The organism is Psychrobacillus sp. Z16_25 (assembly GCF_056856695.1).
Genome location: NZ_JBXEOV010000002.1, coordinates 228,118 through 241,433, shown reverse-complemented (window position 1 = coordinate 241,433; position 13,316 = coordinate 228,118). Strand labels below are relative to the sequence as shown.

At 37.0% G+C, this 13,316-nt stretch carries 15 protein-coding genes; 8 read left to right on the top strand and 7 right to left on the bottom strand.

From position 1 onward, the window contains the following. Positions 1-12 precede the first annotated feature (12 nt). The 4 genes from AC1VU3_RS03890 to AC1VU3_RS03875 all read right to left on the bottom strand — a co-directional run bounded on the left by AC1VU3_RS03890 (position 13) and on the right by AC1VU3_RS03875 (position 3,213). Positions 13-828, bottom strand: a complete 816-nt coding sequence (locus AC1VU3_RS03890; protein ID WP_482982828.1) for an SDR family NAD(P)-dependent oxidoreductase — start codon at positions 826-828, stop codon at positions 13-15. Positions 829-832: 4 nt separating this feature from the next. Continuing rightward, the gene (locus AC1VU3_RS03885; RefSeq protein WP_482982827.1) at positions 833-1,540 is read right to left on the bottom strand and encodes an SGNH/GDSL hydrolase family protein; all 708 of its coding nucleotides are present in this window, start codon (positions 1,538-1,540) and stop codon (positions 833-835) included. Then, positions 1,476-2,138, bottom strand: a complete 663-nt coding sequence (locus AC1VU3_RS03880) for a TetR/AcrR family transcriptional regulator (RefSeq protein WP_482982826.1) — start codon at positions 2,136-2,138, stop codon at positions 1,476-1,478. The genes AC1VU3_RS03885 and AC1VU3_RS03880 overlap by 65 nt, the downstream gene beginning before the upstream one ends. Before the next feature lie 616 nt (positions 2,139-2,754). Then, a complete protein-coding gene (locus tag AC1VU3_RS03875) occupies positions 2,755-3,213 on the bottom strand; it encodes a DUF2621 domain-containing protein (RefSeq protein WP_482982907.1) in 459 nt (152 codons plus the stop codon). A gap of 136 nt (positions 3,214-3,349) precedes the next feature. Between AC1VU3_RS03875 and AC1VU3_RS03870 the strand changes: the two genes are divergently transcribed. The 6 genes from AC1VU3_RS03870 to AC1VU3_RS03845 all read left to right on the top strand — a co-directional run bounded on the left by AC1VU3_RS03870 (position 3,350) and on the right by AC1VU3_RS03845 (position 7,174). Beyond that, positions 3,350-3,565, top strand: coding sequence for a DUF1659 domain-containing protein (locus AC1VU3_RS03870; protein ID WP_480387981.1), 216 nt, complete (start codon positions 3,350-3,352; stop codon positions 3,563-3,565). Positions 3,566-3,579: 14 nt separating this feature from the next. After that, the gene (locus AC1VU3_RS03865) at positions 3,580-3,792 is read left to right on the top strand and encodes a DUF2922 domain-containing protein (RefSeq protein ID WP_482982825.1); all 213 of its coding nucleotides are present in this window, start codon (positions 3,580-3,582) and stop codon (positions 3,790-3,792) included. Between the two features lie 49 nt (positions 3,793-3,841). Further along, on the top strand, positions 3,842-3,964 hold the full coding sequence (locus AC1VU3_RS03860; protein ID WP_480387979.1) for a YvrJ family protein: 123 nt from the start codon (positions 3,842-3,844) through the stop codon (positions 3,962-3,964). 96 nt (positions 3,965-4,060) lie between these two features. Further along, positions 4,061-4,666 carry an SCO family protein gene (locus AC1VU3_RS03855; RefSeq protein WP_482982824.1) on the top strand — a complete coding sequence of 202 codons (606 nt, stop codon included), beginning with the start codon at positions 4,061-4,063 and terminating at the stop codon, positions 4,664-4,666. Positions 4,667-4,996: 330 nt separating this feature from the next. Continuing rightward, positions 4,997-6,493: a putative bifunctional diguanylate cyclase/phosphodiesterase gene (locus AC1VU3_RS03850; RefSeq protein ID WP_482982823.1), complete on the top strand. Its 1,497-nt coding sequence runs from the start codon at positions 4,997-4,999 to the stop codon at positions 6,491-6,493. Positions 6,494-6,508: 15 nt separating this feature from the next. Further along, positions 6,509-7,174, top strand: a complete 666-nt coding sequence (locus tag AC1VU3_RS03845) for a lytic transglycosylase domain-containing protein (RefSeq protein WP_480387976.1) — start codon at positions 6,509-6,511, stop codon at positions 7,172-7,174. Positions 7,175-7,282: 108 nt separating this feature from the next. Here AC1VU3_RS03845 and AC1VU3_RS03840 read toward each other — a convergent pair whose 3' ends face one another. The 3 genes from AC1VU3_RS03840 to yfkAB all read right to left on the bottom strand — a co-directional run bounded on the left by AC1VU3_RS03840 (position 7,283) and on the right by yfkAB (position 9,804). After that, a complete protein-coding gene (locus tag AC1VU3_RS03840; protein WP_480387975.1) occupies positions 7,283-7,531 on the bottom strand; it encodes a GlsB/YeaQ/YmgE family stress response membrane protein in 249 nt (82 codons plus the stop codon). Positions 7,532-7,612: 81 nt separating this feature from the next. Next, on the bottom strand, positions 7,613-8,155 hold the full coding sequence (locus AC1VU3_RS03835; protein ID WP_482982822.1) for a cysteine hydrolase family protein: 543 nt from the start codon (positions 8,153-8,155) through the stop codon (positions 7,613-7,615). A gap of 539 nt (positions 8,156-8,694) precedes the next feature. Then, complete coding sequence (gene yfkAB, locus AC1VU3_RS03830; protein ID WP_482982821.1) at positions 8,695-9,804, bottom strand: radical SAM/CxCxxxxC motif protein YfkAB; 1,110 nt, start codon at positions 9,802-9,804, stop codon at positions 8,695-8,697. A gap of 130 nt (positions 9,805-9,934) precedes the next feature. Between yfkAB and AC1VU3_RS03825 the strand changes: the two genes are divergently transcribed. Beyond that, the gene (locus AC1VU3_RS03825) at positions 9,935-10,438 is read left to right on the top strand and encodes a DinB family protein (protein WP_480387972.1); all 504 of its coding nucleotides are present in this window, start codon (positions 9,935-9,937) and stop codon (positions 10,436-10,438) included. A gap of 116 nt (positions 10,439-10,554) precedes the next feature. Next, the gene (gene acnA / locus AC1VU3_RS03820; RefSeq protein WP_482982820.1) at positions 10,555-13,263 is read left to right on the top strand and encodes an aconitate hydratase AcnA; all 2,709 of its coding nucleotides are present in this window, start codon (positions 10,555-10,557) and stop codon (positions 13,261-13,263) included. The last annotated feature ends 53 nt before the right edge of the window (positions 13,264-13,316 follow it).

Sequence of the window (13,316 nt, the reverse complement as noted above, 5' to 3'; positions counted from 1 at the left end):
AAATATCTAAGCTCAGGATAAACGACCTTCTCGACTTACTCTACAAACCAACTTCATCACTAACTTGTGAAGCGAAGGGAAAAGTATAAAAAGGACATCCATTGTTTTACGCATCGGCATAGGACAGATGATTACCTTGTTTTGATGAACACCCTTAATAGCTATTTTCGCTAGCTTTTGAGGGGAAATCATTCGCTGTTTTTTTAGTTGATCGAGTAAAATGGCCTTGTTGATATTGATTGCTTTGGCTTGACGGAAAATGGGAGTATCAACGAAAGTAGGGCAAAGAGTACTTACTTTAATTCCAAAGGCTTCTGCTTCAAAATGAAGGGAGGTAGTTAATCCCACCACTGCATGCTTTGTTGCTGAATAGGCAGAAGAGATAGGTGTAGGACCTAATCCAGCAGCAGAGGAGGTATTTACAATGTGTCCGAATCCTTGCTCCTTCATAAGGTTATAGCCTATTTGCGTTCCATGAATAACTCCCCATAAGTTAGTATCCATAATTTCTTTCCAATCTTCTATCGTCATATCATATAATTCACCATACATTGCAATACCAGCATTGTTAAATAGATAATCCAGTCTACCAAATTCCTCTATTACAGCTTGCATTACCTGCTTGAAAGAATCGTATTCTGTCACGTTCAAAAAGATAAACCTACTAGCAAGACTTTCTTGATTAAGCTCAGTTTCGAGTATCTTTCCGGCTTCTTCATTTATATCAGTGATTATGACAAATACATGTTGAGTGATTAATTCTTGGCAAATTGCTTTACCAATTCCAGAGGCACCGCCGGTTACAAGCGCAATTTTCATATTGTCCACCATACTAGTTCACCAGGCTGCTACTATCACTAAATAAGATTTGATCTATCATTGATGCATATTGTTCTGAGACAACGGAAGCACCTTTACTATTCAAATGAATTCCATCCATCGTCAAATGTAATCCCCGTTTTTTCGATAGTCGATCAATCCGGTTAGGATGCTTATAAAAGAACACATCCTTCATGACGTTTAACACATTAGTGCTGATGTAATCAGAAGTAGGTATGCCGGAAAGTGCATTTTCAAATATAGGTTGTAAATTTAAAAAGCTTACTGATGGATAATTATTGGAGATTGATTGAATAATAGAAGATAAGCTCCTTAATTCATTGTTAGATGGATTTGTTAAACTTTCGCCTACTATTGCAGGTGAAACGATGACTATCTTTGTTTTAGAAGGATTTAATATATCCAAAATCTTGATAAAATATTCCTTAAACTCTTCATGATTTTCTGCGATAGGTTGTGCCTGGACTTTCAACAGTTTGGAATAAACATCATTTACACCTATCCAAAGGAAGACTAAATCATAATGATTGTCTATTTTGGTTTTAGATAAGCGTGTATGTAAACTTTTAATCGTTTCACCTGGCTTCCCATGATTCTCAAATGAAATGCTTGGATATTTCTCCTCTAGCAAGCGACTAAAAGATACCCCTGGGCGTCCTTCCGTTAAACTGTCCCCGATTAAAGCGATTGTCCTCTTCATGTACATTTCCCCCTTTTTTAATGGAACCTAAAAAAATTGTAATTGCTTCTTTGAACAAAGGTTCAAGCGACTGAAAATCCTGTGTATTTGTAAGCTGACATAAACCTCCTAGCCATGTTCCGAGTAAAACTGTCCATTGGTCTAAATTTCCGGGCTTAAATTCTCCGGTTTCTATCCCTTCACGTAAAATAGATTGATAAGTACCCATTGGAATAATAGCTAAATCGTATAACTGCTTCACAGATTCTGGACTGGAATGAGGATTGGAGGCAAGCTCTTGACCTCCGCTTAGTAAGGGTGTTTGGTAATTGTAAAGTACATGCATTGCTACTGCATAGAGTTTTTCAGATGCAGTCGAGTAGTTAGACTCTTTTGCCTTCCACTTGTCATGCCAGTCTTGCATGGTTTTCTGAGCCAAAAGCACAAAGAGCTTTTCTTTGTTCTCAAAATGATAATAAATATGTCCTTTGCTATAACCTGAAGCCTTTGAAATATCTCCAACAGAGGTTTGGTTATACCCTTTTTGAGAAAACAAAAGGGTTGCTTGTTCCATAATTTCGTATTTAGCATTCTCACTGTCATAGCGCCTTTTGTTCACTTATAAGCTCCTTTCCACAAATTGAACGATTGTTCTAATTATATTATACTCTTTTTCCATATAAAGGATACTTAAAAAGACAAAAAAGAGAAGGAACTGACCTTTTATAAATGGTTCAAATATAGGAAGTGGGGGTGCTTATTTTTCTAGATAGGTTAATCCATGTTGGAATATATTTATCGTTTATTAATCAAGACTTATATTTTTAGTAGGCAACACTAATTGGTACGTAGTAGCGTCGGCGACTCCTGCAAGGGTAGGGAGACAGGTGAGACATAGCAACGGTGCGCGAAAGCGTTCGGCTATGGCTCATGTAAAGGATGGAAGACTAAGTTCGTCACATCGTGTGACAACGTTTTCCTGACCAACATACTGTTGGCCCGCGGAAAGCGTCCGCGGCAGCGGAGAACCGGAGGTTTATTGGAAACCCAAAGCATTTACGAAATCGCCATTCTATTGCTTTTTTCAACTATACAGTATAAAAGGGGTGATTTTGTTCTTTTTTTATTATGTAACCCGTCAAAAATTATAGAACCCTAATTTTTATACATATATAATGGCGTCCCCATTGTTTTGTATATCTAACAATGGGGACGCCATGAATTCTCCATATTATTTAATTCTTCGCATGCTTACCTAACGCTTCTTTTCTCGTGTCAACGGATAGTTCAAAATACTTTTCATAAGGTGACACATCCATATCTAGCTGATCCATTTTCTTCCGTAAAAATTTATGATCCCGCTTGGGTGTAGCTATTATATAACCTCTTATTAATAAGTCCTGTGTAATAGAAGTTGCCTTTTCCTCTAAAGCGAGCTGTCCAATTTTACCTGCGATTTTCTGTTTTGCAACTGGTCTGAATAGCTCAGGTACTGGAGCCGTCAGCTCATTTAACAAAGCCTTTTGTTCATCGTTCCACATATGGATTGTTTTATTTACATAATATTCTTCCCAATCTAAGTCTGATTTACCGTCATTTTTAGGCATGGATTTTAGAAACTTCCTAAACATGAAGAAGCCACCGATCCCCATTAAAGTAACTAAAATGATTACCCAGAAAACGATAAACCACATAAACCAGCCTGATAATGTTACCACTCTATTCACCTCATTCTAAATCTAGTATAAAACTTATTAAAAACTTTTTCATCAACAATGTATCCTTTCTTAGAAAAAGTTTCTATTTAATAAGTGAAGGAGGTGATAGAAAATGGCTAATTTCGAATACAAGCAAGCAGTACTGAGGTTGGTGTTTGAAGCAGGTATCACAGAGGAAGGAAAAATGAAATTCACTAGTAAGACGTACCGTAATTTGAGATCTGCTGCAACTGCAGACCAGTTATTGGCAGTGTCGGATGTTCTAGCAGGCTTTTCAGCAAAAGGTTATATCGGGGCGGAAAGAGTACAAACAATGTCTATTCAATAAGAGGAGGAAAGTAAATGGCAAAGACGTTACAAATTCAATTTGAAGCAGCAAATGGTAAAAGTCTTCTAGTCTCAGTGGATGACCCTAAGGAAACATTGACACAGGCACAAGTGGAAACTGGTGCTCAGGTAATTCTTTCAAGCGATGTTTTTCATGTAGAGGGAACTGCACTGACAGTAATTAAATCTGCAAAGATAGTTGAACGAAATGTGGAAGAAATAATCTAAGAAAAAACTCTCCTTCGGGAGAGTTTTTTTAAAAAGGGAGCTATAATAAATGGAGGAATTTTTATCAGTTATCCAAGATGTGGGCTTTCCTATTTTTGTTGCATTCTATTTAATGCACAGAGTAGAAAGCAAGCTAGAAGAGATAAAAAACGCTCTACTTGCAATAAGATGATGGACACAAAACTGTTAAAATATACAGGAAAGTTTAGTTGATGGATTCGTCTGCTTTCGATAAGATTATGCTATAAAAGGAAGAGAGAGGGATTCCATGAAAAAATTTTTCGTGTTACTTTCTATTACTACATTGATTCTCGTAGGATGTGGAAGTAGTGGTGACTTTGAAGCTCAAACAAATTGGCAAGTTAGTGATTTCGCCTATGATAATCAGCGCGGTGAGGAAGTTTCCTTAGAAAGCTTGAAGGGAACAGTTTGGCTTGCAACCTTTATATTCACTAATTGCACGACAGTATGCCCTCCAATGACCTTTAATATGACAGAAATTCAAGAAATGTTAGTGGAAAAAGGAATAGAGGACTACAAAATAGTGGCCTTTAGTGTTGATCCAGAAGTAGATACACCAGAAAAGCTACAAGAATATCTTGATATGTATGATGTTCCAGATGAATCAAAATGGAATCTATTGACTGGTTATGATCAAGAGCATATATCACAATTTGCTGAAAAATCTTTCAAGGCGCTTGTTCGTAATAACCCTAATTCTGACCAAGTTATTCATGGAGTAAGGTTTTATTTAGTAGACCAAAATGGTATTGCAGTCAAAAATTATGTAGGAAATGAAAATGTGCCTAAAGAAGAAATAGTTATTGATGTGGAAACGCTTATTGAGGATGGAAAGAAGAAAGAAAATAAGTAATAGCTAATGAAAAGAGTGCACTGGCAAATATATTATCATTAGCCTTTTACATGGATTCTAAAGTATAAATTGGTTTTTAGTGCTGAAGATATAAAGGGTATTTCACGTATGTAATGATACTGGTAGGAAGCTGTCGACCCTTCACATCCTCTTCACGAAAACCTTTTTTTGTTGTCTTCTAGTTTTAGGTTTTCCTATCTAGAGAGTTTCTATACCAAAAATAGGTGAAAAAATAATAAAAAATGTTTAGAATTTTTTATGTTTTTGTATATTTTTCCCTATTAAATTATGATATTGTTTTCATAGAGATAGAAGAAAAGGAGAACCCAAATGTCCTTAACGAAAACATATCGCAGTATCTCATTTCGGATCGTAGTTATTTATGCGCTTGCAAGCATACTTTGGATTTTTCTTTCCGATACGCTGTTATTTCATTATTTCCCAGAAGGTAAAACTATTTCTATTTCAAAGGGTTTTATATATGTAGGACTTAGCGCTCTGTTATTATTATATTTATTGAAACAGCTATGGGGAGCACAAAACAATCTTTTTTTAAAAGATTTCAAGGATGAGCTAACAGGCCTCGAAAATAGAAGCTCGCTTCAAACGAATTTAAATAATTTTCTTTCGAAAAAAGAGCCATTCCATTTATTGTTCATTGATTTTGATCGCTTCAAGATGATAAATGATTTATATGGACATGAAAGTGGAGATTATGTTTTAAAGCAAGTAGCTAATCGGCTGAGATACAATGTAAATTTTAAAAGCTCTGATATCATCGCACGTTGGGTGGCAGATGAGTTTATTGTTTTATTAAAGAACCGGAGCAATGAAGAGTTGGAAGCCCTCATTAATATTATTTTAGCTGATTGTTCTATTCCTCTTCATATACAAGAAAAAGATATTACCATTCCTGTAAGCATAGGCTCTGTACATTTCCCATCTGATTCTCAAAATCCCTCTGAATTAATAAGATTTGCTGAAATAGCAGTAGAAGAGGCGAAGAAATCAGGCGGATTTATGCATCAAAGATATCAGTCTTCCTTATCGGAATTAGCAAATAGGCAACTTTACTTAGAGGATGGATTAAAGGATGCATTAGGTAAAAACGAATTGTTTTTGCATTTTCAGCCTCAAGTCTTATCTTCTCTAAATCAAATGGTCGGTGTAGAGTCCCTGCTTCGTTGGAAACATAATGATGAAATGATTTCTCCAAGTGAATTTATTCCGATTGCTGAAAGAAGTGGTCTAATAATAAAAATTGGAGATTTTGTATTAAGAGAAACTTGTTTACATATCCCAATAATTGAACAAGCTTTAGAAAGAGAACTTCTGTTTAGTGTAAATGTTTCTGCAAGGCAATTTTATCAGCATGATTACATCGAAAGAACAAAACGAATATTGCAAGAAACGAATGTAAATCCAAATAAAATAGTTTTGGAAATAACGGAGTCAATTATAATGGAATATACTGAGTTTGTAATAAAATCCTTACAAGAGTTAAAGGATTTAGGTTTTCAAATTGCTATTGATGATTTTGGGACGGGCTATTCTTCGTTTAAGCATTTGGAAAAGCTTCCGGTAAATATCATTAAAATTGACCAAAGCTTTACACGTTCTATACATAATGTGAAAACGAAGGCAATTGTTCAGTCAATTATTTCCTTAGCCCACAATTTGAAGCTAACTGTTTTGGCAGAAGGGGTAGAGGACAATCAACAAGCTATTAGTCTTAAGGAATTGGAATGCCATTATCTACAAGGATATTATTTCGGAAAACCACTTTCCATTGATCAACTATTAAGTATTTATCAAAAGCAACTTTAAAGGTGAGGTGATAGGATGTCAGCAAAGAACAATAAAAGCATGAAAAAAAAAGCTTGGATGATTGCTTTACTCCTTCCTATTACAATCACAGTATATGTTTTACTGATTATCAGCTGGAATAGCCTTCAAAAGGTACCCATCATCCAACGTTTAACATTTGAAATTAAAGATAGTACGATGCAAGTTGAAATCCCTGAAGAATATTTAGAAATTTATATGGCAGCGGAAGAAGAGTTTGGGGTTCCATGGACATTATTGGCTGCTCATCATAGAATTGAAACAAAATTTTCTTCTATGAGTACACTCGTATCGCCTGTGGGAGCGGAGGGACATATGCAATTTATGCCTTGCACTTTTGTTGGCTGGTCTCATCCGAGCTGTAGTGACTTAGGAAAAGGAGATATTCCTGAAGAAGATAAAGTAAATCCGGAAGTAATTGAAATGTACGGAGGATACGGAATTGATGCAAACGGAGATGGGATTGCTGATCCATTTGATATTGAGGATGCTATTTTCAGTGCAGCAAATTATTTAGCAGCTAGTGGTGCAGCAGACGGAGATATCGAAAAAGCAGTCTTTAATTATAATCGAAGCGAAAAATATGTCGAAGACGTTATGTATTACTATGAACTTTATACTTCTCAGCACGAAGAATCACAGAAAGTAACAAAAAGAAATTAAAGGGATATTCTATAAGCTGAGGCTTATGGAATATCCCTTATCTTTTAAAATCTAAGATTTTTAGGTAGTAACGCTAAATCCTACCTTCGTAGTCGCAATCTCCAGTTATTATTTTCGTATTGCTCTAAGGATCAAGCTTAATATCGCTACAAAGATAATAGCACCGATTAAAGCAGGAATGATGGCCATATCCCAGATTACCGGACCCATATCCGGGAAAATCATTCCTCCAATCCATGCCCCAATTACTCCGGCAATAATATTACCAATAATACCTCCTGGAACGTCCTTACCTAGAATAAGTCCTGCTAACCATCCTATAACTCCACCAATGATTAAAAATAAAATAATACTCATAGCTTTTCTCTCCTTTGGCTAAATGACTTGACATTAGTTATATATCCAAAAGAAAGAAATATTAAACATATGAGACTATTTTCAGATAACAGTAGCGCCCAATGAATTAGCAAAATGATTGAGCGCCCAGTCATGACCTACCTCATTAAAGCTGGCTACTCCACCCTTATGAATAACTAGTTGAAAACCAAGATTATATGCATCCACTGCAGTATGAAGTACACAAATGTCAGTACATACACCAACTAGGTGCAGTTCATTTATTCCTCTTGCACGTAGTATTTGCTGTAGAGGAGTCCCAGCAAAGGAACTATATCTTGTTTTATCCATCCAAATAACTCGATCTCTGTTTTGCGTATAAACGTCTTGAATTTTCCCATATAGCGTTCTGCCTTCCGTGCCCTTTATGTTATGTGGGGGAAATAGCTTTGTTTCCGGATGATAAATGTCATCTTCTTCGTGTAAGTCAGTAGGAAATACGACTAAATCTCCCTTGCGTAAAAATTCTTCTGTAAGCTGAACAATATAATTTTCTATCATTTGACCAGGTTTCCCGCAAGTTAGCGCACCATTATCGGCAACAAAATCGTTTGTATAATCGATAACTAATAATGCTTTCTTCATCCATAACACCCCTATATCAGTTTTATTTCTAGTATGAATGAAAAGAACGAATATTTCACCTGCTATTTTTAAGATTGAATAAGAATCGATAGGTCACTCTAAGATGATGCTTTCTAACAGGTAAGATACAATCCCTACAGATTCCTACCTGTAAACAGCAATCAATTTGAAGACAATCAATTTATTTTAAATAATAATATTATGTAAACTAAAGTGTTTAAAAGAAAGATTTGAACAAAACCACCTTTTTAAAATTTTATGTTCAAAATTTACAGTAAGAAACACTATTGGAGCGAAGCAGAGTCGAAGGGAGATAGGTGAAACTGGCAACGGCACGCGCTAGCGTTCGGTTATGAATCCTTTTAAGGATGGAAAACTGAGAACGTCACATCGTGTGACCACAATTTTCTAACCAACATCCTTTTGGCCTCACGGAATGTGTCCGATGCAGCGGAGACCCTAGTCTCAAAATTAAAAAAGCACATACGATTCTAATCACAGAATCATAAGTGCTCCTCATTTGATATGTCCCAGTAACTTTATTTGACTGAGCCACTTATAAATTGTGCATCCTTATAATACATATTTTTCACCAGGAGATTTGGTCCTAAGCATTTAACAGCAGGACAATGGCAGTTTAAGGACTGTGACAGGGGAGAAGCTAGCCATTTATCAAAGACATCAGGCAGTGAGTCTGACACAATATTTCCAAGCGCTGGAGCATCTCCAAAATCAGTAACAATAACTTCTCCAGAAAAAATACTTACATTTAAACGGGATCTACCGTCAGGGTCATTCCTAACGGATACATTTTTAGCTGCAGCAAATCTTTTTAAGAGGGCAGTAACTTTAGGGTCGGGGTTACATGGGTAAAAGGGAAGCGTTCCAAATAACATCCATACGTCCTCATTGCGAAAATCTAAAATATCCTCAATCGCATTTTTTGTCTCCTCTAATGTGAGTGTTTCCAGAGAAGAAGCAAAATCGGAAGGATACATAGGATGAATTTCATGCCTTGCGCACTTCATTTCCTCGACAACCTGTCTGTGAATATGTTCTAGATACGGCAGTGTTTTTTTATTAAGCATGGTTTCCGCAGATACCATGACACCTGCCTCTGCAAGCATTCTACTGTTCGCTATCATGCGCTCAAACAATTTTGCACGCTGCTCATAGGTTGGCTTGCGTTCCATCACAGCGAAGCCTGTTTCTACAAATTCGTCAATCGTTCCCCAGTTGTGGGATATATGTAACACATCTAGATATGGAGCTATTAGCAAGTATCTCTCAGGGTCTAAAGTGAGATTTGAGTTAATTTGCGTACGAACTCCTCGATTATGGGCATATTTTAATAGTGGCAACACATAATTATTGACAGATTTCTTCGATAGCATTGGTTCGCCACCAGTGATACTTATCGTTTGTAAATGTGGGATTTCATCTAAACGCTGTATGATCAACTCAATAGGTAGTGCTACTGGATCCTTTGTTTGAAGCGTATATCCAACTGCGCAATGTGCACATCTCATATTACAAAGTGTGGTGGTAGTAAATTCTATATTAGAAAGAGTTAGTTTACCATGCTTCTCAATATCTCTGTATGCCTCCCATGGATCGTTTAAATGGTTCATCTTCATTTCTTTAAGCATTTTTAATCTTCCTTTCCAATCTTCCATTCTCTCATAGTTTGAATCAAATGAAAATACGTGTGGTTTTTACGATTGTATAAGGGGAGATATGGGTATATCCATACTAAAGAGTAAAAGTGGAGGGCATAATATGTTTTTAGAAAAAAATAATCAAATTAGAGCGGATCTTTTTCGTTTAATAGATTCTTTGACAGACGATGAATTCAATACAGCTCCAGATACAAATACATGGTCACCAAAACAGATTTTAGAGCATTTAATAAAGCTGGAGTCCAAAATAATTGAAGGAATTAAGCTAGAGCTAGCAAAACCATCTAGTCCGAAGGTAAAGAAAAAGCCTATTCAGCTTACAACAATTAGAATATTTAAAGTGAAGGCACCTAAGTACGCACAACCAACATCCTCATTTGAAACAAAGCAGGTAATGAAGGAGGAGCTTCATCAAACCCGCATGAAATTGCTGGAATTATATGCGAAGCATGATTTTCAAACCTTTCAAAATAAATCGCTTTCTCATCCTGCTTTTGGAAGGGTCCCGTTAGGTCAATGGTTCCCCTTTGTAGGTCTACATGAAAAGCGACATGTGAAACAATTAGAAAAAATAATCAAAAAAATAAAAGGTCATAAGAAATAATTATTACTTATAATAATTTTAATGTAATTTACTTATCGTTCGTATTAGAGTATTATTATCCTTGGAGAAAAGTTACTTGAATAGAGTCTTTTCAATAGATATTAGGAGGAACACAAATGGCAAACAATAGCTTACACAACAGTCGTACTTCTTTCGAGCTAAATGGCAAAGAGTATAACTATTATCGTCTAGCTGCTTTAGAGGAAGCTGGAATTGCAAATATTTCACGCCTTCCATATTCAATTAAAGTATTACTAGAATCTGTGCTACGTCAATATGATGGTTATGTTATCAAAGAAGAGCATGTTGAACAACTGGCAAAATGGGGTAAAGATGCTGATCCAGAAGCAGAAGTTCCTTTTAAACCTTCACGTGTTGTACTACAAGACTTCACAGGAGTACCAGTAGTAGTTGACCTTGCTTCCTTGCGTTCTGCAATGAAGGAAATGGGTGGTAACCCAGATAAAATCAACCCTGCTATTCCAGTAGACCTTGTAATCGACCACTCCGTACAAGTAGACAAATATGGTTCGGCATCAGCATTAAAAGCTAACATGGACCTTGAGTTCGAGCGTAATGCTGAGCGTTACAATTTCTTAAAATGGGCGCAAACAGCTTATGACAACTTCCGTGCTGTTCCACCAGCAACAGGTATTGTTCACCAAGTTAACCTTGAGTATCTTGCGCCAATCGTACACGTTAAAGAAAATACAGATGGCACATTAGATACTTTCCCAGATTCAGTAGTAGGTACTGACTCTCATACAACAATGATCAATGGTCTTGGAGTATTAGGATGGGGTGTAGGTGGTATTGAAGCAGAGGCTGGTATGTTAGGCCAACCTTCTTACTTCCCAATCCCAGAAGTAATTGGTGTTAAATTAGTTGGAGACCTTCCAAACGGAACTACTGCAACCGACTTAGCATTAAAAGTTACTCAAGTATTACGTCAACGTGGCGTAGTAGGTAAATTCGTAGAATTCTTTGGTCCTGGGGTATCTAAACTACCACTTGCTGACCGTGCGACAATCGCTAACATGGCTCCAGAGTATGGTGCAACATGTGGTTACTTCGCAATCGACGAAGAATCTCTTGAATACTTACGCTTAACTGGCCGTGAAGAAGAGCACATCGCAGTTGTAGAAGCTTACTTAAAAGCAAACGATTTGTTCTTTGATCCTACACTCGAGCCTGTTTACACAGACGTAATTGAAATTAATCTTGCAGACATTCAAGCAAACCTTTCTGGTCCTAAGCGTCCACAAGATTTAATTCCACTTACAGATATGAAAGCTCGTTACCGTGAAGCTGTAGTAGCTCCACAAGGTACTCAAGGCTTTGGATTAACAGAAAAAGAATTTGCGAAAAACGCAACTGTTAAATTTGAAGATAAAGAAGTTGTTATGCCAACAGGTGCTGTAGCAATCGCTGCAATCACTTCTTGTACAAACACTTCTAACCCATACGTAATGCTTGCAGCTGGTCTTGTTGCGAAAAAAGCAGTAGAAAAAGGCTTAAAAGTTCCTGCATATGTAAAAACATCTTTAGCACCAGGTTCTAAAGTTGTAACTGGATACCTAAAAGATTCAGGCTTAGATAAATTCTTAGACGAAATCGGCTTTAACACAGTTGGTTACGGATGTACTACATGTATCGGTAACTCAGGTCCATTATTACCTGAAATCGAGAAAGCAATCGTAGAAGAAGACTTATTCGTTACTTCAGTGCTTTCTGGTAACCGTAACTTTGAAGGACGCGTACACCCACTTGTAAAAGCTAACTACCTTGCATCTCCACCATTAGTAGTAGCTTATGCTCTTGCTGGAACTGTAGATGTTGACTTACAAAAAGATTCTTTAGGTAAAGACCAAGATGGAAACGATGTATTCTTCGCAGATATCTGGCCTTCAACTGAAGAAGTAAATGAAGTTCTAAACAAAGTGGTAACTCGTGAACTATTCCAAAAAGAATATGCACGTGTATTTGATGAAAACGAAGCATGGAATGCGATCGAGACATCTACTGAGTCTCTATACACATTCGATGAAAAATCAACTTACATCCAAAACCCACCATTCTTCCAAGGATTATCTCCTGAGCCAGGTAGTATCGAAGGATTATCAGGTTTACGTGTAGTTGCTAAATTCGGTGACTCTATCACTACTGACCATATTTCACCAGCTGGTGCAATCGGTAAAGATACACCTGCAGGTAAATACCTACGTGAAAACGGTGTAGAAGTACGTGACTTCAACTCTTATGGTTCTCGTCGTGGTAACCATGAAGTAATGATGCGCGGGACATTCGCGAACATCCGTATCCGTAACCAAATCGCTCCAGGTACAGAGGGTGGTTATACAACTTACTGGCCAACAGGCGAAATCATGTCTATCTATGATGCAGCTATGAAGTACCAAGAAGAAGGTACTGGATTAGTAGTTCTTGGTGGAAAAGATTACGGAATGGGTTCTTCTCGTGACTGGGCAGCAAAAGGTACAAACTTACTTGGTATTAAAGCTGTTATCACAGAAAGCTTCGAGCGTATTCACCGTTCTAACCTCGTGATGATGGGTGTGCTTCCATTAAACTTCTTACCAGGAGAAAATGCTGAGACTCTTGGCCTAACTGGTAAAGAAGAAATCAGCATCAACATCGCTGAAGGTGTAAAACCTCGTGATATTCTAACTGTTACTGCGAAAGCAGAAGACGGATCTGTAAAAGAATTCAAGGTTCTTGCACGTTTCGACTCAGAGGTTGAGGTAGATTACTACCGTCACGGTGGTATCCTTCAAATGGTACTACGTAACAAAATTCAAGAAGCTTAATATTAGCTTTCAATAGAAGAAAGTCGGATTTGAATTGATTCAAATCCGACTTT

Bases quoted from the DNA above. Each gene is read 5' to 3' on its own strand.
- AC1VU3_RS03865 (WP_482982825.1), top strand. From the start codon at position 3,580: ATGGCAAAGACGTTACAAATTCAATTTGAAGCAGCAAATGGTAAAAGT.
- AC1VU3_RS03870 (WP_480387981.1), top strand. From the start codon at position 3,350: ATGGCTAATTTCGAATACAAGCAAGCAGTACTGAGGTTGGTGTTTGAA.
- AC1VU3_RS03850 (WP_482982823.1), top strand. From the start codon at position 4,997: ATGTCCTTAACGAAAACATATCGCAGTATCTCATTTCGGATCGTAGTT.
- AC1VU3_RS03855 (WP_482982824.1), top strand. From the start codon at position 4,061: ATGAAAAAATTTTTCGTGTTACTTTCTATTACTACATTGATTCTCGTA.
- AC1VU3_RS03845 (WP_480387976.1), top strand. From the start codon at position 6,509: ATGTCAGCAAAGAACAATAAAAGCATGAAAAAAAAAGCTTGGATGATT.
- AC1VU3_RS03835 (WP_482982822.1), bottom strand. From the start codon at position 8,155: ATGAAGAAAGCATTATTAGTTATCGATTATACAAACGATTTTGTTGCC.
- AC1VU3_RS03840 (WP_480387975.1), bottom strand. From the start codon at position 7,531: ATGAGTATTATTTTATTTTTAATCATTGGTGGAGTTATAGGATGGTTA.
- AC1VU3_RS03875 (WP_482982907.1), bottom strand. From the start codon at position 3,213: ATGTGGTTTATCGTTTTCTGGGTAATCATTTTAGTTACTTTAATGGGG.
- AC1VU3_RS03885 (WP_482982827.1), bottom strand. From the start codon at position 1,540: ATGAAGAGGACAATCGCTTTAATCGGGGACAGTTTAACGGAAGGACGC.
- AC1VU3_RS03825 (WP_480387972.1), top strand. From the start codon at position 9,935: ATGTTTTTAGAAAAAAATAATCAAATTAGAGCGGATCTTTTTCGTTTA.
- acnA (WP_482982820.1), top strand. From the start codon at position 10,555: ATGGCAAACAATAGCTTACACAACAGTCGTACTTCTTTCGAGCTAAAT.
- yfkAB (WP_482982821.1), bottom strand. From the start codon at position 9,804: ATGCTTAAAGAAATGAAGATGAACCATTTAAACGATCCATGGGAGGCA.
- AC1VU3_RS03860 (WP_480387979.1), top strand. From the start codon at position 3,842: ATGGAGGAATTTTTATCAGTTATCCAAGATGTGGGCTTTCCTATTTTT.